Consider the following 23076-nt stretch of genomic DNA (forward strand, 5'->3'; position numbering starts at 1 on the left):
CGACAAATCTTACTAAATTATTCAATAGTTTGAGTAACGTTTGGAAATTGCTAATAGTTTATTATAGCACTTAGTCATTGCATTGTTATATAATTTAAGTAAACCATATTATAGACTAAAAAAGATAGAAATTTGAGTACCAGATAAGCCAAAATTTGAGGAGAGAGTTCTTTGGATTCAATAATCAGTAACCCTGTTTTAACGTTAGTTATTCCCTGTTATAACGAAGAAGAAGTACTGCCTGAAACCATAAGCAGACTTACGGTGATTCTGGAAGAGTTGGCTGAGAGCGAACTCATTTCTAAACATAGTAAAATGTTGTTTGTTGATGATGGTAGCCGTGATCAAACATGGGACATCATCGCATCATATAATCTAAAAAATCCTTTTGTCAGTGGTCTCAAATTGGCGAAAAATGCGGGCCATCAAAACGCTCTATTATCTGGGTTAATGGAAGCTAAAGAAACCTCAGATTGTGTGATATCCGTTGACGCTGACCTACAGGATGATCTCAATGCCATCAGAGAATTCATAATAAAATTCAAAGAAGGTAATGACATCGTGTATGGGGTGCGAAAAAGTAGAACTACCGATACATTTTTCAAACGTTCAACAGCCCAAGGCTTCTACCGTCTGATGAGTAAAATGGGCGTCAATATCGTATACAATCATGCAGATTACCGTTTAATGAGCAAAAGGGTTCTCCAGGAATTAGCCAATTTTAAAGAGGTAAATCTCTTTTTACGTGGTCTAGTTCCGTTAATAGGTTATAAGTCTACTGAAGTGTATTACGATCGACACGAACGCTTTGCAGGTGAATCCAAATATCCTTTAAAGAAAATGCTCGCTTTTGCTTTCGATGGAATCACCTCGTTTAGCGTAACCCCGATACGGCTTATTTCGGCTGTGGGTTTTGGAATGTTTGGCATAAGCTTATTAATAGCTGCCTATACCCTTATTAGCAAGTTCCTTGGTACCACCGTTTGGGGCTGGTCTTCTCTAATGTTGTCCATCTGGTTTATAGGTGGTCTACAACTCGTCGCACTCGGACTCATTGGCGAGTATATCGGTAAAATATATAAAGAAGTAAAACAAAGACCTAAATATATTATTGAGACTATTTTAGATTCCCAGAGCACCTTTGATACTGAAAACACAAAGAAAGTGAATAATAGTGAAAGGGAAGCTGTAGCGGTCCAATAACAGATGCGAACAGGTGACTAATTTGACTTTATTTCAGAATAGTTTTTTCCGTTTTCTTGTCGTAGGTGTTCTAAATACAATATGCGGCATGTCCGTCATGTTCTTGCTATTTAATATTTTAGAGACTAACTACTGGTTATCGACCTTTATCGGTAATTCTGTAGGCGCCACTGTAAGCTATTTCTTAAACAAAAGATTTACCTTCAAAAATGATGCAAACCATGGACAGACCATTTGGAAGTTCATCTCTATTATATTGATATGCTATATACTGTCGTATTGTCTCAGCTATCTAATCAGTCACTACCTGATCTCAAGTTTGAGCATTAAAAATAATGAGATTCTAGGCAACGTGTCTATTCTAATCGGGAATGTTTTCTATACTTTAATTAATTATGTTGGACAAAAATTTATTGTTTTTTCTAAGAAAACAAGCGCCCAAAAAGTATAGCAATAAGAGGCTCAATGGTAATTTTTTATATAAACTAGCAAATAGAAAAGGGTATGTGCTGTCAAAGCACATACCCTTTTCGCTTTTTCTATAGCAGCCTTGTTACTTCACCAGTTGCCCACGTGTAACCCCTAGCTGATTCGTCGCTTTCAGCGTCTTCCATACTTGTGTTCCGCTAATTTCTCCGCGCAAGGCACGGTTATAGAGATCAATAACCTCATGAACTTGCTCTGGTGTCTCCTCCAAAAATTCCACGCGGTAACGGGACACGCCTAGTTCTAGGAAGTTAGTCAGGTATTCCGCGCCTGATTGCTCAATCGCGTTGTACACCGTATTACGGCATCCTTCGTCCACACGAACCGGGTGAGACATTCCAATACGATCACGCAGGGATGCACGATGGTCCTCACATGGACGACCGCAGTTGGTGTAGTCTGTGCCTTCACTCATAAAAGTACAATACACGCAGTGTTCGGTATGGAACATCGGCAAATGCTGCTGGATGACGATCTCCAGCTTGTCGGTACGTGTACGTCCCAGCATATCGACCATCTGTTGGATGTTCAAATCATATGACGGTGTCACCAGGTCGCAGCCGGAATCCAGGAACAGGTCAGCCGCTTTATGGTTGGCGATATTCAGCGAGAAGTCGCCAATCAATTGCGGATGATGTGCATCCGGGTTCTCCAAGCGGTGACGCATGTAAAAATACAATGCTCCCGGATTGCGTACCAGCACAGCATCCGGTTGCAGGCGCAGGATATTGTTGTGATATCCGTTTTCGCCTGGCATGTGAATACGCGGAGTCACCAGCGCAATTCGGCGCCCAGCGCCGTGCACAGCCTCTACGGCTGCCGGGAATTGCTTGATGAACTCGAAGTCGGCGTAGATGAACTCCACGCCGGCCTCAAGCGCAGCCTCCACCTGAGGGAGGCTGCGGCACAGCGCGGTCAGCTCTGCCTGACCACGTGCCACAGACGATGCCGGAGTCGCTGCATCGCCATACACCTCTACCGCCCGCTTCGTGTATACGGGTGGTTTGGGGCGCTCGCCCGCGAGCAGTTCCACCGCCTGACGGCGGATGCTGTTCAGCTCGCGCATGGGTACGATGACGTCCCCATGCAGATGGACGTCCAACTCCTCCAGCTGGAACACGGTTCCGCCCAGTCGGCCGAACTGCTCTTCGAGCAGTTCGTGCGTCATCGGACGCTTCTGGGCGATTTCAAGTTCCAGCTCAGAGTCCACGCGGACCGTTGTGCCTTTCTGCACGTCGGTCCACCATGTCGACAGCGGCTGTCCTGGGGAGCCGCTGACCCGCACATGTACCGGGAAGACACGGTACGGTTTTTCGGTTTCGTACGACTGGCGCAGACGCTTGTCCAGCGCCGGGTCGTTGGTCTTCCAAATACGGTCGCCCACGTGCACTCGGCGCAGATCCACATCATTGCGTCCCGCTACGATGTCAACGATCCAGCCTTCTCCAGCTTCGCCTTCAATCTTCACGCCCTTGCGGCGGATATCATATACGCGTCCGCCTTCTTCTTTTTGCGTAGGATCTCCTGCATCAAATACAATACCATCGCCACGCTTGAGCGGGGCGTCGATACGGCATACTACACCATCACGTAGGATTTGCTCCACTCGGCCGAGATACACGCCCCGGCTTTTCGGGAACGTACCGTCCACCAGCTTTTTGTTATTCGTTCCTTCCAGAAACCCGTGTGTAAAGCCGCGTGAAAAACTCTGCTGCAGCTCGCGGATATCTTCTTTGCTCGTCTTGGACGTATCGCCGTCAAAATACTTGTCAATGGCCTTGCGATATTTGCTAACCACATTCGCTACATATTCAGGCGTTTTCAGTCGCCCTTCAATTTTAAAGGAAACCACACCTGCATCGATCAGTTCTGGCATCAAATCAATGGCTGCCAGATCCTTGGGGGATAGCAGATATGTCACATCGGCCATCGGCTTTTGCTCTCCATCCACCATCAAATCGTAAGGCAAACGGCATGCCTGTGCACATTCACCACGGTTTGCAGAGCGTCCGCCCCACATTTCTGAAGTCAGGCATTGGCCTGAATAAGATACGCACAACGCTCCATGCACGAATACTTCCATCGGAAGTCTCGCTTGATCGCCAATTTTTTGAATCTGTTTTAGATTATTTTCACGCCCCAGCACAACCCGTTCCATGTTGTACGGCTTCGTGAATTCTACAGCCTCCGGCGAGGTAATCGTCATTTGAGTAGAACCATGGATCGGGAAATCCGGCGAAATGTCGCGAATCATTTTCACCAAGCCCATGTCCTGAACAATTAGGGCATCGACACCGGCATCAATACAGGCATCAACCAGCTCTTTAGCGTCCTCCAGCTCATTTTCAAATACCAGTATATTGAATGTCAAAAAGCCCTTAACCCCGTAGCTATGCAAAAAGGCCATAATTTCGGGCAATTCATCCATGCGAAAATTATTCGCCCGTGCCCGTGCATTGAACTTTTCCACCCCAAAAAAGATTGCATCGGCTCCGTTCGCTACCGCCGCACGCATACAATCCCAGTCACCTGCTGGTGCCAGAAGCTCGACATCTTCTCTTCGTACTGCTGATTTCATTATTGCCCTCCCTATATGCTGAAAACGAATGGTCCCTCATTGGAGCATCGTTGTTTTCAGGGCAGCTATGCTGCTTACTTGGTAATCTCATTAATGTTCCATCCACTCATTCCAAAGCTGGTTATGTTCAGTCAGGGATATGGAAACCTACTAAGAATCTTATTTCTTAAGCCTATCTGTCTCTATCATCTTGTCCGATCATTCACACGCTGAACCATCGGTCACTTACCTGAAACGCATCCAACTCAAAAAATCCGCATCACAAACATCTGCGGCAGAAATTATTCTTATCTTGTAACTAATCTAGTGTACCAGACTGCGCCCCAAGCTTCTACACTTTCCAAGCGATTCCTTTAAAAATATAATACTGAAATACAAAAACACCTCCAATCCCGGTCAGCGGTGCATTGGAGGTGCGTCATCATACCATTAACTAGGCAAAGCTATACTTCGCAAGCATTTCTCCCCAAGGTGATATTCCTTCCTCCCTGAAACCAGATTTTCTGTATAGCTTTCTAGCAAGTTCATTGTCTGGTTTATATCCAATCATGATCATATCAGTCCGATTACTGGCTTTCCTTATTTCGTCAATAACCAGCAACATTGCATGGTAACCATGGCCTTGGCCTTGAAATCTTTCGTCAATCATAAATCGGTAAATCCAGTAATTCCCGTCATCCGGGTCTAAACCAAACATCGTAAAACCAATCAATACGTCATTATTATAAATCGCTCTAGATAAAAACCCATCCAAAAACTGACATTCCGCAATTGAGTAAAGGTTAGATACCATAAACCTTTGTTGCTCAGGGCTCGGTTGAAGTTCAGCACATTCTTCCCAATTACTTTTGTCGACTGCCTTTAGCGTAATTATTTTCGGATTCCTCCTATATATCGCCTTCCATTTTTTATATTACCAAAGCTTACTGACCTTGCCGTAAGAAAAAGCTCAATGTTGAAGCTTGGTGGTCGTGTTATAGCAAAAAGGCGAAATAAGGCCTCGTAAAAGTATGCAGCCTTCGCACTTCCCTGCTTACTTCACTCTCTAAAAGATTAGGAATATTTGGCGGTGGCCAGCGAAGCGGGCCATTTGAATCCGAAGAAGCGCCAGCGATCGTAGGATCAAATGGCATGCGTAGCCTCTACCCACTACAGCTCACTAATCTTTTATCCTCACCCTTTACTTCACAAAACTAAACGAATTCAGCGTCGAATCCAGTGCGTTGGACTGTACACCCGTGTTGTTCGCATCGTTTAATGTCGTTGTTACGGTATATGTTTTACCGTTATGCTCCAGAACGATTTGGCGACCTGTATAACCGATGCCTTCCTCCACACGGTGGAATGTAAAGGACACTGCCGACACACCAGCAAATGTTACATCCTTAACTTCCTCCACTTTAATGTTTTTATAGTTCTTGGCTTGCTTATCATAGAAGTCCTTAAGCTGGGATACCGTTAATTCAAAGGATTGGTCGTTGTCGATTTTGATAGAAAAACGCCCTCCGGTAAATTGATACTCTATATCGCCCAATTCAAATTGATCGCTAACCGCAGTCCAATACCGCGGGATATTCACTGTATATTCATATGCTTTAGACGTTTTTTTGATCGTTTTCGTTTTGTCCGCCAGATAGTCATCCTCTTCCAATTGTCCAAAGTTATTCGCTACTGTTTGGAAATCGATTTGAAGCGAAGAAATGAGCGCGTTGAACTGGTCATTTCCCTTGCTTACCTTTTCAGGCACTGCGTATTCAGCCAGGTAGCGATATCCATTTTGCTGAATCAGCACATTGTACTCCTTGACCCATCCATCCCCAAAATTATAGCGGTACTCCTGTACTAATCCCTGAACACCTGCAACCTCCAACGGGTACGTCTTTTGTGCCTCGTATGCTGTGGACACAAATGAATCGCTCAGCCATTTTTGCAGTTGCTGACCCCAGTTTTCCAATTTTCCATCTGCTGGAGCAGAGGTGATTTTCATGTGGAAGCTTGATCCGTCATTGCTTTCATACTGCATTCGTTGGTCGTCCATTTTCCAGCCTGCGGGTATTTTGAGTGACACACCGTAATCTGGATTCCCGGCCTCACGTGTGCCTCCTACTACAGTGGACAAGTCTTTAATACTTTTATCCTGTGCATTAAAAGAGGTTTTAAATGAGTTCAACAGTCCAGCATACTGGGCCAGATCTTTATAGTTCGTTGCTTTAGCATCGGAAAAATAAACGACATACAGTCGTCCGTTGTCATAGTACTGACGATTTTCCCACAGTACGCCGTCCCCATCCTTCGTAATAACACGAGCATAAGGCACTTTCGCTTTCGGGAAGGATTTTCGGTCCACTACAGTTTCTCCCGTTTCCTTGGCTGCCTGCACCAATTGTTGCAACAAATCGTCTGCATTCAGTGGAACCGGCTGTAATGCTGTGTGTACTTCCATATAGTATGCACTGTTCTCGTCCATAAATGTGGAAATACTCTCATCTCCACCTCCCTGACCGATAACGAGTCCTGTTGGATAGTTCATGGACCAATCGTAGTAACTATTCCCGATCTGCGTCTTGCCCTCATCATTATCAATGTTCGGTGATTCTTCTGCTACCGTGCCCGCCTCTTCTTGGGCTTCCATCCGAATGATGATTCCTGCGCCGTTCTTCTCCATCTTACCGCCCAGTCCTTCTGCTACTTGACGCAAAGGCACCATGAGGATTCCTGACGACATTTCCGGTGGAGCCGGAAGTGTCACCTTGTGTCCTCTCACCCAGGCTGTACGACTACCAATTGTCAGCGATACAACGTGAGTGCCGCTGGTGATCTTAACCACATTATCTTCAGCTAGGCGAATTTTGCTGTTAAATGCCTTTTTAAACACACCAGCCGGAACCATCAGTGCTCCACTTTTGGAATAGGGTTTCGTAATATTCGCATTTTGGCCGTTCACGATGGCTGTATTGCTGCCGCTTTGTAGACGCAATTCCAATATGTTTTTATCTTGATCTGCTGCAACTGCTGGTAAAGCGGTAAGCAGAAGGGACAATGCGACAGCGCCGACCCCCAGCTTACGCATCATTTTTCTTTGCATATGCTTCACAGTAAATCTCCCTTTAGCTTTATTTTATAAATTGATGAGCCGTTATCTTCACTTTCCCGTAGCTGAATCTGACGCTTCCTTCGAAGGCGCTATACCGTCATCTACAGCAGCTCCTGATTCATTCGAGTCTTCAAGATCTTCTCCAGACTGAATGGAATCATAAATTTCACCAGTATCCTGTGTCAGTACCAGCTTGCGCTTCACAATATCACCGTCCGACTGCATAAGTACACTCACCGTTTGGCCCGGTTGATAGTTTTTAAGCAGCTCATTGACATCAATGGCGGAAGCTACACGCTTGCCGTTAATACTATACAACTCATCGCCTTCCTTGATTTTAACCTGTACGGCACTGGCTGAGGTGACTTTAGTGACTTTCAAAGGGTCCTCGGTAGGTAATCCAACGATAGCTGACCAGCTCTCTTCAAGCCCTAGGCCAAGACTAGCACGCCGAACCTCACCATATTTGAAAAATTGATTGATGACATATTTCACTGTATCCGCCGGAATCGAAAAGCCCATATTTTCAATTCCGACCGCTGAGAACTTCATTGTATTGATCCCGATAACCTCGCCCTTGAGATTGACCAGCGGACCACCGCTGTTACCAGGGTTGATCGCGGTATCACTTTGAATGAGACGATACGCAGCGTTGACACCACGGTTCAGCCCGCTAACAACACCTGAGGTTGCCGAGTTACGAAGTGAAAAGGAGATCGGCGTACCGATAGCTACTACCTGCTCGCCTACCTGTAAACTATTCGTAGAAGCTGCAAAGGTAGCAGGTTTAAGACCGCTTGCCTTAATTTTAATCAACGCCAAGTCACTGATCGGATCGCTGTAGCTGTCGATGATTCCGTAAGATTTTCCGTCCGAGGTTACAACTACGGCATCACCTAATCCTTCGATTACATGCGCGTTCGTAACAATCCATCCATCTGCCCGAATGATGACACCCGTGCCGTGAGCCAGGTTGTATCGGTCTCCCCCTGCTACGGTCTCTCCTGTCGCAGAACGGCCAATGATGCCGACTACCGAAGGAGATACATTTTTAACGACCTGCGGCACACGATCGGCCGATAACGTATATGTACCATTTGCGCTGTTATACGCGCCGCTGGTTCCTAATGCTTTATTCATATCACTTACGTTAACATAGACCCCGCCATTAATGACCTTGGCCTTCAACGCAGCTCCACTGCTGGCTGCACCTGCCGTTCCAGAAACACATAGAGCGCTGCCCAAAGCCAGCACAGCTACCCTTTTCCCCATCTTACGCATATACTCACCATTTCCTCTCTAACATGACCCTGTTCTATCAGTTAGTCCAAATCTACCATAGAGGGGACACGCATACAATCGCTTTAAGCCCTATCTTTTTCTAAAAAAGCGCCGTTTGCCACATCCCTATCCTCTCATACTATTTATATTATAAATTTTCCAAATCCTTATATCAAAAAAATAAGCAAAAACAATAAAAAATCGTTATACCCTTTGGACCATTCCTTCGTTTACGGGCATAACCAACTATGATACCATCACATTATATCTTAGTTATATTGTCGGAAATAAAAAATCGTGAGTTCTATATCTAAAATCTCAAGTATAAATAAGACACATGAAGGAGGTTAAAAAGATGGCCTATGAACCCATCTGGAATGCTCATCCCGATAAGCTTAACAAGTTTGAGTTAGTCAAGCTGGAAAAGGATGGTCTCGACGTTATACGTACCATCATCGAAAGCTATGCACACAAAGGGTATGACTCGATCTCTGCGGACGATATGGACCGATTCAAATGGGCTGGGGTTTACCAGCAAAAACCCAAGGATGGTCATTTCATGATGCGCGTCCGCATCAATACAGGGATCATGACTTCAGCCCAGGCACGTGCCTTAGCGGACATCTCCGCACTGTACGGGCGCGATCTTGTGGATGTCACCACCCGTCAGGCGATTCAATTTCACTGGCTGACCGTTGAAAGCTTGCCGGATATTTTCGAACGTCTGGAAAAGGTTGGTTTGTATTCCTTTGAAGCCTGTGGGGACTGCCCTCGTACCATTGTCGGCAATCCTCTGGCTGGCATTGATCCTAATGAGCTGGTGGATACTCAGGAGATTGTAGATGAAGTAAACCGCTTTTTCTTATTGAATCGCGACTTTTCCAATCTTCCGCGCAAATATAAAATGTCCATCTCCAGTAATACTTACAATAATGCACAGGCTGAAATTAACGACCTGTCCTTCACACCGGCAACCAAGATCCTTAACGGAAAAGAAGTGGTTGGCTTCCATGTGATGGTTGGCGGTGGACTATCCGCCAAGCCGCATTTGGCACATCCGCTGGATTTGTTTGTCCGTCCTGAGGAAGTACTGAAGGTTGCTATTGCTGTCACCACCATCTTCCGTGATTACGGCTATCGGGAAAAACGGCACCATGCCCGTCTGAAATTCCTTGTTGCCGATTGGGGCCCAGACAAATTCCTGGCCAAGCTGACTGAGTACACTGGCGAAATGCCGGGACGAGGTGAAGATAAAACCATTGGCTGGCAAGCCGCCTATTTTGACGGTATACATCCCCAAGCCCAAGAAGGTCTGAACTATGTCGGTCTGAACGTACCTGTTGGTCGCCTCAGTGCTGACGAGTTGCATGAACTGGCCGACCTGGCTGACCGCTACGGTGATGGGCAGATTCGTACCACGATGTCGCAAAATATTTTGCTGAGCGGTGTGCCGGATGATCAAGTAGATGAGCTACTAAAAGCTCCCGTGCTGCAACGCCTGACACCACAGCCCAAGCATTTTATGAGCCGTACAGTATCTTGCACAGGAAATGAGTTTTGCAATCTGGCGATTGTGGAAACGAAAAAGCGAGCGATTGACGTTGCCGAGTATTTGGATCAGCACGTACAATTGGATGAAAAGGTGCGCATCCATTTTATTGGTTGCCCGAATTCCTGCGGTCAAAAGCATATTGCCGACATTGGACTGCAAGGCTCGCTCCTTAAGACACCTGAAGGCATGGTTGACGCGTTCGACATCGCTGTCGGCGGGGCACTTGGAGCAGATGCCCAGTTCAACAAGGCACTCAAAGGCCGCGTGCGTGGCGATCAGGTTGGTCCTGTATTGGCAGAGCTTATTCTGTTTTACAAAGAAAATAGGATTGCTGGCGAAAGCTTTTATGCGTATGTACAGCGTGTAGGCATTCCGTCTTTCCAAGAGAAGTTGTCTGCCATTTTACAGTCCAGCCACGTTGCATCCTAGACATAAAGCCCATTAACAGCCTGCTTGTATTTTATATACAAGCAGGCTGTTTCTTATGCCACACCACAGTGCCATACCTACTTGCTACTTCTTCGATTTCATAAAAAAGACACCGGATTACTCCGGTATCAATATTTTCGCAAAATCGAGTACTATTGGCTTTTGGACGCCTGTTGTAGATGTCACCACCGCGTAGCCTGAAGGAATCTTATATATCAATCCCGTATCATATCGGATGCCGAAGGAGTTATCTTCCTTATAATGAGTCTTCGTTTCCCACACCTTCGTGCCGTTTCCTTTTAAGCCTGTGATAGTAATGCCATGCATCTTCGTGGTTTTACCCAGTGGATCATATTGATCACTGAACTGGACGTACAACTGCTCCTCAGGCAGATACACCCGGTCAGCGGCATAGTCCTCTGTATTACTAAACAATTGCAGACCATTACTTAACACCTGGGTACGCTTGCTGTTTCCTTTAAGCCCTGTTACAGCAATATGACCGCTGGACAACTCACGTACCGCGGCAATTTCCTTACCTGATCCTAAGTCTAGATGGACATCACGGATATTACGACCATACACATCGGCTTGTACCCCCACGGGACCATCTGAGCTGTTCAAAAGCGCATAATATCCATTGTGACTGCCAACCAGCCAACCTGAGGTCACCCCGGCCGTCGTTCGATTCCATTGTATATCGCCATCTTCTGTGTATTTGAGTACAGTGAAAGACTGCTCCGCAAGGTTCAGTGAGGAGACTAGAAAACTGCCATCCTCAAGTGGCTCCAGTCCTACCTGAGAACCCTGCCCTTGAGATATCAAGCCATCAGTCGGTAATGTTTTGGACCACAAGGGGTTTCCATCCGCGTCCAATCGTGAAGCCTGCAAATCCCGCATTCCGTTCGCTTGGGTATAATCAATCAGAAACAACAACCCACCATCTGACGTCTCCCGCTGGACTCCCCTGCTACTTGTTCCCGGTTGTACGTTCAGGTCCTGCTGGTGTTTCCATACAGTCTCTAGAGAACTGTCCAGCTTGCCGTACGTGACGTGTACCACACTTGCTTCTGTAATGTCCTCGACGTTCAGCATTAAAAACCCACCCTTTGCTGCGGGCTGAATATAATTGTGAGCGTTTTCTGAATCTTTAATAGTTCCAATCGCTGCACTGGTTTCGATCTCGGCTTGTATGGGCGCATACGCCTCGGACACCTCGGAGGCATAGGACGGTGCAGCACTATAACCCAATAACCATGCCGCTATAGTGACTCCTGCTGCCCATGAGTATACACGTGTACGTAGAACTCTACTTTGCTTAATCTTCAAACGTTCCAGCTCCCTTCATGACTTCCTCAGAGATGTGGTATAAATCTTAGATGTGATATAACTATAGACGGTTTCGCTTCAACTAGTAATGGTTGTCACGGGGCACGGAACTTCGTATGATGCTAGATAATCATAAGTTATATATTAACCTCTTCAAGCCCGAGCCTAAACATCCAAAACTCCAAAAATTTAGAGATTACTCAGAGACTTTCTGTCGATGAATATACATATAGATTTATTATTCCAGCGCTTGGTAAACTATGTGTCACATGCTTTAACGCAGGAATTTGATAAAAGTTTTCTTTTTTTACAAAAAAAATAAACCCTGCCAACGGGAAAGCATAAATACGCTAATTCGTATTCTGCCTTCCTGCCTGTGCAGGGTTTCTAAAACATACACTAAACAGTATCTATAGATCGACGGTCTGAAGCGCTTGGCTGCGCTGTGTATCCCGTTCAAGGATCGGCTTTAAGTATCGGCCTGTATAGGATTCTTCGACTTTTACGAGTTGTTCTGGTGTCCCGGTAGCCAAGATCGTTCCACCGCCGCTTCCGCCTTCAGGCCCCAGATCAATCAGGAAATCGGCTGTTTTAATTACATCTAGATTATGCTCAATAACCAGCACCGTTTCTCCCGAATCAACCAAACGATGCAGCACCGTCAACAATCGGTCAATATCGTGAACATGTAGACCCGTTGTCGGCTCATCCAAAATATAAATGGTTTTACCAGTGCTGCGACGATACAGTTCGGAAGCCAGCTTCACACGCTGTGCCTCACCACCGGACAAAGTAGTCGCTGGTTGACCCAACTTGATATACCCCAAACCTACATCCATCAGCGTCTGAATCTTGCGATGAATCTTCGGGATATTTTCAAAAAATGCTGTTGCATCTTCTACCGTCATCTCCAGCACATCAGCAATACTCTTCCCTTTATACTTAACCTCAAGGGTCTCCCGATTATAGCGTTTGCCTTTGCACACTTCGCAGGGTACGTACACATCGGGCAGAAAGTGCATCTCAATCTTGATGATGCCGTCGCCTCTGCAAGATTCACATCGGCCTCCCTTAACGTTAAAGCTAAACCGGCCTTTCTTGTAGCCTCGAACCTTAGCCTCGTTCGTCTGCGAGAATAAATCACGGATATCATCGAACACACCGGTATAAGTCGCAGGATTGGAACGCGGTGTACGGCCGATTGGCGATTGATCGATCTCAACCACCTTTTCGATATGCTCTAGCCCGCGAATTTCTTTATGTTGACCTGGGCGTACTCTCGCACGGTTCAGATCACGCGCCAACGTTTTGTACAAAATTTCGTTGACCAGCGTCGATTTCCCAGACCCGGATACGCCAGTGACAGCCGTGAAAACACCCAATGGAATTTTGACATTCACATTTTTGAGATTGTTCTCCTTGGCTCCGCGAATCTCCAGCCACTTATCTGCCGGCTTACGCCGCTCGGTATTGACCGGAATAAACTTACGCCCGCTCAAATATTGACCGGTCAGGGAATTCGGATCTTCCATAACTTCCTGTGGGGTCCCCTGTGACATGATCATCCCGCCATGGATTCCGGCTCCTGGCCCAATGTCAATGATATAGTCGGCCGCCATCATCGTATCTTCGTCATGCTCCACCACGATCAACGTATTGCCTAGATTCCGCATATGTTCCAATGCACTAATCAGGCGGTCATTATCTCGCTGATGCAACCCGATACTTGGCTCGTCCAAAATATAAAGCACACCCATCAGACTGGAACCGATCTGTGTCGCCAATCGGATACGCTGTGCCTCCCCGCCGGACAACGTACCTGCTGCACGGCTTAAAGTCAGGTATTCCAGACCAACGTTAACGAGGAATCCCAGTCGGCTGTTAATTTCCTTTAAAATGAGGTTGGCGATCGACTGCTCTTTCTCACTCAGCTTCAGTGTATGGAAAAATTGAGAAGCCTCCCCGACAGACAAAGCTGTCACATAAGCGATATTACGCTCTTGAATCGTTACTGACAGGCTTTCTTTTTTCAGTCGGTGCCCCTTACAGGTGTTACATGGCTTTGCACTCATAAAGCCTTCAATAAATTCACGTATTCCCTCAGAAGCAGTATCACGGTAGCGACGCTCCAGGTTCGGGATAATGCCCTCAAAGGTCACATAGGCTTCCTTACGTTGACCAAAATCATTTTCATAGCGGAAACGGATCTTCTGGTCACCTGTTCCGTGCAAAATAAGATTCATTTGTTCTGACGTCAATTGGCTTACAGGAACGTCCTGCGGAATACCGTAGTGTTCGCATACGGACTGTAAAAATTGAGGATAATAAGTGGAAGTTCCTCCACTCCATGCCTGGAATGCCCCATCTTCTACACTTTTTTCTGGATCGGGTATGAGCAGATCAGGGTCAACCACCATTTTAACTCCTAGCCCATCACAATCTGGACAAGCACCAAACGGACTATTAAAGGAGAACATCCGGGGAGACAGCTCATCTATGCTAAAACCGCAAATCGGGCACGCAAAGTTGGAGCTAAATCGCAACTCCTCTTGCCCTATAATATCTACAAGCAACTGTCCGCCTGAAAGATTTAGTGCCGTCTCGATAGAGTCGGACAGACGCGCACGTACATCTTCCTTGACTACGATCCGGTCTACGACCACTTCAATCGAGTGCTTCTTGTTCTTCTCCAATTCAATCTTCTCGGACAATTCACGCAGTTCGCCATTCACACGTACCCGTACAAAGCCCTGCTTGGCTATATCAGTGAACAGTGTCTTATGCTCACCTTTGCGGCCGGATACCAATGGAGCCAGGATTTGTAGCCGTGTCTTTTCAGGATATTGCAAAATGCGGTCTACCATCTGTTCGACGGTCTGTGAAGTGATTTCAATGCCATGTTCAGGACAATGAGGATGACCTACTCGGGCAAATAACAACCGCAAGTAATCATAGATTTCTGTAACTGTTCCGACCGTAGAACGAGGATTCCGACTTGTCGTTTTTTGGTCAATGGAAATGGCAGGTGACAGGCCGTCAATCGAATCGACGTCCGGTTTCTCCATTTGCCCGAGGAATTGACGGGCATACGCAGATAATGATTCCACATACCGCCGCTGTCCTTCCGCATAGATCGTATCGAAAGCCAGTGATGATTTACCTGAGCCGCTAAGCCCTGTCAGGACGACGAACTTGTCCCGCGGAATCGTCACGTCAATATTTTTGAGATTATGCGCGCGTGCGCCTTTGATGATGATGCTTTCATTCGCCAAATGTTTCATCTCCTTAGCCGTAATTCACGTCATCCTATATCGCGTTGGATTATCCGATGGAAGTGATATATCGCAAAGAGAACGACCACATCGGCCGTCCTCACTATTTCTTAAAAGCAATCAAACATTCTATTATCAATATGTTGTGCTTCTAGCTTATTCCCAATGTTTAATCAGCCCGCAATTCCAGCAAAGCATCACGCAACTCGGCGGCCCGTTCGAACTGTAGATTCTTGGCCGCATCCTTCATTTCTGCTTCTAGGCGCTGAATGAGGGATTGACGCTCCTTCTTGGAAAGTTTACCCGTCTCATTAGGAAGGTAATCATTCTTGGACTCTGCCGTCTTGGTTGCTTCAATGACATCACGTATCTTTTTACGGATGGTTTGCGGGGTAATCCCATGCTCTTCATTGTATTGAATTTGAATCGCACGGCGACGTTCCGTTTCCTTAATCGCTTTATCCATAGAATCGGTAATCTTATCGCCATACATAATAACACGTCCGTCACTATTCCGCGCTGCCCGTCCGATCGTCTGAATCAAAGAGCGCTCAGAACGCAGGAAGCCTTCTTTGTCCGCATCCAAAATCGCAACCAGCGATACTTCCGGCAAATCGAGACCTTCCCGCAACAAGTTGATCCCGATCAGCACATCGAAGGTTCCCAGACGAAGATCCCGCAAAATGGCCATCCGTTCCAAAGTCTTAATCTCGGAGTGCATATACCGAACCTTGATGCCCACTTCTTTTAAGTAGTCTGTCAAATCTTCAGCCATTTTCTTCGTGAGTGTGGTGACCAGTACCCGTTCTTCACGTTCTATGCGCTGCCGTATTTCATTAATGAGATCGTCAATCTGACCTTTGCTTGGACGCACCTCAATTATAGGATCAAGGAGACCGGTAGGACGGATAATCTGCTGCACCATCGTATCGCATTTTTCCATCTCATACGGGCCTGGAGTAGCCGATACATAGATAATTTGATTCACTTTGTCCTCGAACTCTTCGAACTTCAGCGGACGGTTATCCAAGGCAGATGGCAAACGAAAACCATGTTCAACGAGAACATTTTTACGCGCCTGGTCCCCGTTATACATCGCACGAATTTGCGGCAATGTAACATGAGATTCGTCGATGACGATCAGCATATCATCTGGAAAATAATCCAACAGTGTATATGGTGTTGCTCCGCGCTCGCGGAATGTCAGTGGACCCGAGTAATTTTCGACACCGGAACAAAAGCCAACCTCTCTCATCATCTCGATATCATAGCGGGTACGTTGCTCCAAACGTTGCGCCTCTAACAGCTTCCCTTGCTCCTTCAGCTCTGCTAACCGCTCTTCTAGCTCACGTTCGATATTGACCAGTGCTACCCTCATCGTATCCTCATGAGTAACGAAGTGAGATGCCGGGAAAATGGCGATATGTTCACGTTCACCGATCAATTCACCTGTAAGCACATTAATTTCGGTAATCCGTTCAATTTCATCTCCGAACAGTTCTACCCGGATCGCGTTTTCTCCATGGGAAGCTGGGAATATCTCAACAACATCCCCCCGTACACGGAAAGTACCCCGCACGAAGTTGATATCGTTCCGCTGATATTGAATATCGACCAAGCGGGACAAAATCTGATTGCGGGGTTTCTCCATGCCGACTCTAAGCGAGAGCAACAAGCTTGAATATTCTTTCGGGGAACCCAAACCATAAATGCAAGAGACACTCGCTACAATAATAACGTCACGACGCTCAAACAGAGAGCTTGTGGCTGAGTGGCGAAGTTTATCAATCTCCTCATTAATGCTGGAATCCTTCTCAATATACGTATCGGAAGAAGGGATGTACGCTTCCGGTTGGTAGTAATCATAGTAGCTGACAAAATAATCGACTGAGTTGTTGGGAAAGAATTCTTTAAACTCACTTGCCAGTTGAGCAGCCAAAGTCTTGTTATGCGCAATAACCAGCGTAGGCCGATTCAGCTTGGCAATAGTCTGAGCGATGGTATACGTCTTACCTGTTCCCGTAGCACCCAATAGAGTTTGATGCTTCTTTCCTTCTGCAATTCCCTCTACCAATTCAAAAATGGCCTGGGGCTGATCGCCTTGAGGTTGGAATTCCGACTGAATTTCAAAAGTCTTATCGCTAACAACGATATCACTCATTGCCCTGCATCACCCTTATCGTCTAAAATGGAAACATCATGTTTTTACACCAATCGAGCTTTAACGTCTTTGCCTGTAATTCTATGTCGATATTTCCCGCGCAATGATACTTGGGAAATATGGTTGAATAAGAATGTTTGTTCCCGTATTATACCTCTTTCTTACCGTGGATGCAAACGATAAGTCTTGAATAGGAGTGAATTAAATTTTGGATATCACCATCGTATTGGGCATCATCGCCGGAATCATAGCATTAATCGGTGGCTTTTTATGGGAAGGCGGCGAATTCACAGGGCTGCTACAAGGCACATCAGCTCTGATTGTATTTGGCGGAACTTTCGCCGCAGTTGTAATCAGTTACCCTGCCTCCAAGCTGAAGACGATACCCACCGCTCTGCGGATGGCTTTTAGTCGTGAGGACAATCCTACGGAGCAATATATAGAAGATTTGGTTTCCATGGCCGCCACCTCCCGCCGATCCGGTGTGCTTGCGTTAGAACGTATATCATCGGAGCATCCGAATGCATTTTTGCGGGAAGGTCTTCAACTCGTTATTGACGGCACTGAACAGGAACAGATCAAACAAATTTTAGAACTAGAGTTAGATGCTATTGGGCACAAACATGAGGGGTACGCAAAAATATTTGAATCGGCAGGCGGCTATGCCCCTACGATGGGGATTATCGGTACGGTCATGGGTCTGATCCATGTACTAGGCAGCTTAACCGAACCTACTGCGCTCGGGCCGTCGATTGCTGTGGCTTTTATCGCAACACTATACGGCGTTGCTAGCGCCAATCTGATCTTTCTGCCCATCGCGTCCAAAATAAGAGCAGCCAGTGAAAGTGAAATTATCACAATGGATTTGCTGCTGCAAGGTATTCTGGCTATTCAAAACGGAGAGAACCCTAAGCTTGTACGCAAGAAGTTGGAGTTCTTTATCCGCTCAGAGCAAAATATAGATCGCAAACCGCCTCGTCGCTCACGTACAGAGAGCGCTACTCCAAAGGAGGACTTCCATGAGAGTGCGCGCTAAGCGTCGTGGGCGTCAAGGTGGCGGTGGAGACCAACGAGATCGATGGATGATTACCTATGCCGATCTGATCACCCTGCTGCTCATTTTCTTCGTCGTGATGTATGCCATGAGCAGTCTGGATGCTAAGAAATACGACGTCGTTGTTCAATCCCTTCAGGATACGTTCCACAAGGGAGATTCTATTTTGGAGCAAGGCTCGGGCATTACGGGGACTGCCGATCGTTACACCAGCAAGAATCCACCCGCGACCAAGCAACCGGCCTCTGATAAAAAAGAAGCGGGATCAACCAAGCTCACCGAGCGTGAACAAGCTTTTCGCAAGCAGGAAAAAGAACTGCAAAACCTAATGGGAGTCATCCAGGAATATATTACAGACAACAAGCTACAAAACCAGATTTTCGTATCCGATCAACCGCGTGGCATTGTCATTACGCTGAATGACCGCTTTCTATTCGACCAAGGCAGAGCGGCACTCAAGCAGGGCTCTGCAAACACGCTATCCAAATTAGCCAGTCTATTTCGAGATTTGAAAACACCGATTAGTATTGAGGGGCATACGGACAACATTCCATTCACCCGCTCCTCCAACTCATCGACCTACAAGGACAACTGGGAGCTTTCCGGCGCTCGGGCACTGTCTGTACTCCGGTTCTTTATCGACCGAGAGCAGCTATCCCCATCAGGATTCCAGTATGCGGGTTACGCGGATACCCGTCCGGTTGGTGACAATAGCACCGAAGCAGGGCGACAAAAAAACCGCCGTGTCGAAATCACTGTGCTGCGTCAGCTCCAGCAGTAAAACCCAAAAACCTCCCGAGTCACGCCATAACGTGAATGGGGAGGTTTTTTTGAGATGTATCCTCATGTTACATGGCTTCCGCTCTGATGTAGACGCAGAACAATAAACTGTACGAACAACGTGGATAAGGGCGGCGTACGAGATGTAATAGAGATTATTTTGTTTATGCTATATCTCACTATGTATAGAAGCCAAGGTGAAGTTAGGTTTTATCTTGTTATGATGCTTGATGTTAATAAGATAGGACGAGCTCGTGTTGCTTCTCTTGTATCTGTGAACTTTGGGGTACGCTCTGTTGTCTACGATAGCTATATTTCCAATCACTGTACTTATTAAGGAGCCGATCCAACTCCATAGACTTGGTCAACACCCGTCGATCCTTCAATCCCACCTCTTTCGCCAATTCATTTAATTCTTTTCGCTTTTCTTCGATGCACTCCTCCAATTGTTGCCATTTCACATCAATAAACCTCCTGTTCGGTGTGGTATTTACATTAGTTTACAGGCTGATACCTTCCCCACAGGTTAAAAATATAATAAAACCCATTTCATCCCTTTAACGGAATACATCAAAACAGCCAATTCAAAGGAATTGGCTTAGAAAGTACTAGCTCTGCTTTAAAAATCATATATAATCAACCCATACCATGATTAAACACTATAATCATATCAGAAGCTTCTACATTAATTGGATTGTAAAAAGGGAATATACTAAAGAATAGAATACCTAAGGCTAACACCATCAAATAACCTTTTTTCATAGATATTCACCTCCTTTATTATATTTTCATACCTTCTCTTTTGTTCACTAGTAGCAAACTCTCTGTAAACTTCAAACAACGCGACACATTGTTTAAAGTCACTATCGTTCCGACTAATTAATGAAAGAGCAAGACAATCCAGAACATAGTTTGTTCCTTTCTCAAAGCTACTATTTTTATACTCATAAATTGCCCGTTGGTATAAAAAACAACAATAATAATTTCTATTCTTTACATCGTCGAGAAACTTAAATTGGTCAATTTCTGCTGAAAAACTTTCAAGTACATAATCTACCGAGAAGTTATATTTGTTCGCTGATTCCAAGATAGTTAAAAGACCAGATAATTTTTCTTCCGGATGTTGATTGAGAAAAGTAATATATTCCACTAAAACGTCCCTTTTTCCTAGAAGCATATCAAGTGTATAAGAGTTTGCCTTTGCCCAGAGACTGAACATCTTTACATATTGCTCGCCTTCTGAATCTAGTCCTTTGAACCAGCTTAGATCTTCATAGTATTTAATATACGATTGTGCTTCCTCAAATTTCTCCATTTTTTGGAGAGCAGTAGATTTAGATAAATATCCGTATCCATAATAAAAAACAAGACTCTTCTCTGTTTTAAATTCGTCCCTAGCACGTCTTTTAGTGTTATTATTTTCATATCGATTTAAATAAACAGTTTTGGCGAGAGTATACAACTCATCTCCATACTTCTCAACGCTGTCCCATTTATGTAGATAAAAATATATGTTGATAATTTTTAAAAGCCCATCTAGCTGATAACTCTCTGGTAAGCGATTACGATAAGGAACAAATCTCAGAACATATTCCAAATTTTTTTCCAAATCTTGACCGACAGAAGCAACAAATAATTTATAATGACTGATCGCCAAACGTTCTGAGTGCTGATATTTTTCATTTTCAATTACACACTCATAGAAAGGAATTGCCTCCTGTAGCTTTCCCCCATCATATAGCTCCTCTGCCAAAGCAAAGATCGTCGGGATGTGATTAAGATCCTCCATTAAGCGTGAGAGCACTTTCTCCACGCATTGCAGGTTTCCTACTTCAACACAGCGTATAAGGAACGGCTTAACTCTTTTCCAATGTGGTCTTCCATCATAAAAACATTCATCCACATACAGGTCATACAACCAGTCTTCGGGATAATTAAGCGCTTTAGTGATCAAGTCCATTTGTCGTACGGAGATAGGCTTAGGCGGATTTCCGTTAAGCATAGCACTAAAAATGCCCCGATTAAGACCCGTAGCTTGTCCAAAACTATTAAAAGTATAGCCACCAAGTTTTAATTCTTTCTCAATTTCCGAACGAATCGTGGTTGCATTTTCCAATAAAAACACCCCCGGCGTATTCAGATGATTTTAAAAAATCACCCTCCTCGACAATCAATTACAATATACTAGAAATTATATGAATAAATTGGATGGGGGTCAACCCTTTATTCTACACCATTTCAATATATTATGGAATTTAATGTGTATAAAAATCCTCACAGCGGATATTCACTAATTTTTTTCAAACAATTTAGTCCAATAAACTAAAAGAGCTATGTGATCTTCTGCTTTAGGTACAGACACATAGCCCTTTTTGCTCTAAGAGGTCATTTGCCTCGTATTATATTCCACTGCTTTTATCGCTTTTTCATATTCTGTCCGTTGTTCTTCAGTCGAATGATCCTTATATTTCTCAAACAATAGCGTGATGGACTTGATATAATAAGTTTTATCGTTCAACTGAGAGGATGCTTCTAAACTAATCAGCATATTGTTTATTGCCTCGGTGTAGCTTCCCTTACTAAAAAAATATCGACTAAGTTCAAGAAAAAAACGAGAATATGTCAGCAGACTGTTGTTGGTATGATAATACGATATATTTGTACGTAGCTCCCTAAATTTATTAATATCCTCGGCGAAAAGGACCAAAGTATCATCTACTGAGTAACTGTAATTATTGGCCGATTCTATAATGGTTAATAGACCTAGTAATATTTCCTGTGGATTATCCCTAATAAGTTCAACATAGGCAGGCAGACTATCTTTATCCCCCATCAGAATTTGTAGATTCAATCGATTGGCTTTCCCCCATATTTCGAATTTCTCTGCTTCTATCATTCCAACCTCATCCAGGCCTTCAATCCGAGTTAGATTTTCATAGTAAGGTATGAACTTCATAGCTGCTTCATATAGTCCTTGTTTTTCTAAGGAATTTCCCTGCATTAAATAGGCTTGACCATAATAAACGATTAGATGTCTTTCTGTATTGAGACGTGTAACTTCACGATTTTTCGCCCTTGCTTGAGCCTGGTCCCAAAAAATACCTGTGACTAATACTTCAAGTTCTTTCGCATAATGTATAGCCATGTCATAATCATAAAATTGGAAATTTGTATTGGTCAACTTCAACAAAGCGTCTAGTTGATAATTTTCGGGAAGGTTCTTTGGAAACGGTGCAAACCTTATAGCTGCTTGCCGATTATTATCCAAATCAGAATTTAGAGAATAACAAAACAGCCTATACTGGCAGATTGCCAGCCGCTCCGAATGGTAATATCTTTCGTTCTCTACCACACACTCGTAAAAAGGGACAGCTTCATTTTTCTTTCCCACTTTATGCAGTTCTTCTGCAAACTCAAATACCGTTGACACATAGGACCAGTCTTCCGTTAATCTCGACAATACCTTTTGAATACAGTCCTTCCTTCCTAAATCTACACAACGCAATAAAAAAGGCTTGATCCGTTTCCAGTGTCCTTTCCCCTCGTGAAAGCATTCATCTATGTATAACTCATACAGCCAGCCATCGGGATATCCTAGTGCCTTGGTAATCAGGTCCATCTGCCGAACCGAAATCGGCTTGGGTGGATTACTGTTCAGCATGGTGCTAAATGTACCACGGTTAATTCCAGATATTTTACTGAAGCTGCTAAATGTATAGCCTCTCTGCTTGAGTTCGGTCTCTATCGTCGAGCGGATCGTAGGTGTATGTTCCATTTCAATCCCCCTCTTAACTAAAAAATATATTTTTCGTCTTTTCTAACATTATGAGGTAATTTTAGTTCGTGATTTCTTTAAT

The 23076-nt window shown here is 44.9% G+C and carries 15 protein-coding genes; 5 read left to right on the top strand and 10 right to left on the bottom strand.

Annotated features, from left to right (window positions below):
* Positions 1-171: 171 nt before the first annotated feature.
* Both MMB75_RS12025 and MMB75_RS12030 read left to right on the top strand, forming a co-directional pair.
* On the top strand, positions 172-1203 hold the full coding sequence (locus MMB75_RS12025) for a glycosyltransferase family 2 protein (RefSeq protein WP_016822971.1): 1032 nt from the start codon (positions 172-174) through the stop codon (positions 1201-1203).
* 13 nt (positions 1204-1216) lie between these two features.
* Complete coding sequence (locus tag MMB75_RS12030) at positions 1217-1654, top strand: GtrA family protein (protein ID WP_225164815.1); 438 nt, start codon at positions 1217-1219, stop codon at positions 1652-1654.
* Between the two features lie 102 nt (positions 1655-1756).
* Here the strand turns inward: MMB75_RS12030 and MMB75_RS12035 are convergent, their stop codons facing one another.
* The 4 genes from MMB75_RS12035 to MMB75_RS12050 all read right to left on the bottom strand — a co-directional run bounded on the left by MMB75_RS12035 (position 1757) and on the right by MMB75_RS12050 (position 8642).
* On the bottom strand, positions 1757-4267 hold the full coding sequence (locus MMB75_RS12035; RefSeq protein ID WP_016822969.1) for a U32 family peptidase: 2511 nt from the start codon (positions 4265-4267) through the stop codon (positions 1757-1759).
* Positions 4268-4700: 433 nt separating this feature from the next.
* Positions 4701-5141 carry a GNAT family N-acetyltransferase gene (locus tag MMB75_RS12040; protein ID WP_045244617.1) on the bottom strand — a complete coding sequence of 147 codons (441 nt, stop codon included), beginning with the start codon at positions 5139-5141 and terminating at the stop codon, positions 4701-4703.
* A 306-nt stretch (positions 5142-5447) separates the two neighbouring features.
* On the bottom strand, positions 5448-7361 hold the full coding sequence (locus MMB75_RS12045; protein WP_016822967.1) for a stalk domain-containing protein: 1914 nt from the start codon (positions 7359-7361) through the stop codon (positions 5448-5450).
* Between the two features lie 48 nt (positions 7362-7409).
* Entirely contained in the window at positions 7410-8642 is a 1233-nt protein-coding gene (locus MMB75_RS12050; protein WP_019688752.1) for a S1C family serine protease, read from the bottom strand.
* 355 nt (positions 8643-8997) lie between these two features.
* Here MMB75_RS12050 and MMB75_RS12055 point away from each other — a divergent pair, with 355 nt between their 5' ends.
* Positions 8998-10623, top strand: coding sequence for a nitrite/sulfite reductase (locus MMB75_RS12055; RefSeq protein WP_016822965.1), 1626 nt, complete (start codon positions 8998-9000; stop codon positions 10621-10623).
* A gap of 117 nt (positions 10624-10740) precedes the next feature.
* On the opposite strand, the gene MMB75_RS12060 is transcribed toward MMB75_RS12055, so the two are convergent.
* The 3 genes from MMB75_RS12060 to uvrB all read right to left on the bottom strand — a co-directional run bounded on the left by MMB75_RS12060 (position 10741) and on the right by uvrB (position 17385).
* Positions 10741-11952, bottom strand: a complete 1212-nt coding sequence (locus MMB75_RS12060) for a hypothetical protein (protein WP_045244618.1) — start codon at positions 11950-11952, stop codon at positions 10741-10743.
* A 410-nt stretch (positions 11953-12362) separates the two neighbouring features.
* Positions 12363-15224 (bottom strand): excinuclease ABC subunit UvrA, encoded by a 2862-nt coding sequence (uvrA, locus tag MMB75_RS12065; RefSeq protein ID WP_016822963.1) that lies wholly within the window; start codon positions 15222-15224, stop codon positions 12363-12365.
* Between the two features lie 169 nt (positions 15225-15393).
* Positions 15394-17385: an excinuclease ABC subunit UvrB gene (uvrB, locus tag MMB75_RS12070; protein ID WP_013373322.1), complete on the bottom strand. Its 1992-nt coding sequence runs from the start codon at positions 17383-17385 to the stop codon at positions 15394-15396.
* Positions 17386-17593: 208 nt separating this feature from the next.
* Here uvrB and MMB75_RS12075 point away from each other — a divergent pair, with 208 nt between their 5' ends.
* Both MMB75_RS12075 and MMB75_RS12080 read left to right on the top strand, forming a co-directional pair.
* Positions 17594-18421, top strand: coding sequence for a flagellar motor protein (locus MMB75_RS12075; protein WP_016324776.1), 828 nt, complete (start codon positions 17594-17596; stop codon positions 18419-18421).
* Positions 18405-19220, top strand: a complete 816-nt coding sequence (locus MMB75_RS12080; protein ID WP_045244619.1) for a flagellar motor protein MotB — start codon at positions 18405-18407, stop codon at positions 19218-19220. The genes MMB75_RS12075 and MMB75_RS12080 overlap by 17 nt, the downstream gene beginning before the upstream one ends.
* A gap of 232 nt (positions 19221-19452) precedes the next feature.
* On the opposite strand, the gene MMB75_RS12085 is transcribed toward MMB75_RS12080, so the two are convergent.
* The 3 genes from MMB75_RS12085 to MMB75_RS12095 all read right to left on the bottom strand — a co-directional run bounded on the left by MMB75_RS12085 (position 19453) and on the right by MMB75_RS12095 (position 22994).
* Positions 19453-19680 carry an aspartyl-phosphate phosphatase Spo0E family protein gene (locus MMB75_RS12085; protein ID WP_045244620.1) on the bottom strand — a complete coding sequence of 76 codons (228 nt, stop codon included), beginning with the start codon at positions 19678-19680 and terminating at the stop codon, positions 19453-19455.
* Between the two features lie 251 nt (positions 19681-19931).
* Entirely contained in the window at positions 19932-21335 is a 1404-nt protein-coding gene (locus MMB75_RS12090; protein ID WP_045244814.1) for a hypothetical protein, read from the bottom strand.
* Positions 21336-21596: 261 nt separating this feature from the next.
* Positions 21597-22994 carry a helix-turn-helix domain-containing protein gene (locus tag MMB75_RS12095; RefSeq protein ID WP_019688759.1) on the bottom strand — a complete coding sequence of 466 codons (1398 nt, stop codon included), beginning with the start codon at positions 22992-22994 and terminating at the stop codon, positions 21597-21599.
* Positions 22995-23076 lie beyond the last annotated feature (82 nt).

This window comes from Paenibacillus sp. P2(2022) (assembly GCF_029522175.1).
In the GTDB taxonomy this organism is placed as follows: Bacteria; Bacillota; Bacilli; order Paenibacillales; family Paenibacillaceae; genus Paenibacillus; species Paenibacillus polymyxa.

Excerpts from the sequence above, each read along its gene's own strand:
- MMB75_RS12035 (WP_016822969.1), bottom strand. The coding sequence starts at position 4,267 with ATGAAATCAGCAGTACGAAGAGAAGATGTCGAGCTTCTGGCACCAGCA.
- MMB75_RS12050 (WP_019688752.1), bottom strand. The coding sequence starts at position 8,642 with ATGCGTAAGATGGGGAAAAGGGTAGCTGTGCTGGCTTTGGGCAGCGCT.
- MMB75_RS12055 (WP_016822965.1), top strand. The coding sequence starts at position 8,998 with ATGGCCTATGAACCCATCTGGAATGCTCATCCCGATAAGCTTAACAAG.
- uvrB (WP_013373322.1), bottom strand. The coding sequence starts at position 17,385 with ATGAGTGATATCGTTGTTAGCGATAAGACTTTTGAAATTCAGTCGGAA.
- MMB75_RS12080 (WP_045244619.1), top strand. The coding sequence starts at position 18,405 with ATGAGAGTGCGCGCTAAGCGTCGTGGGCGTCAAGGTGGCGGTGGAGAC.
- MMB75_RS12095 (WP_019688759.1), bottom strand. The coding sequence starts at position 22,994 with ATGGAACATACACCTACGATCCGCTCGACGATAGAGACCGAACTCAAG.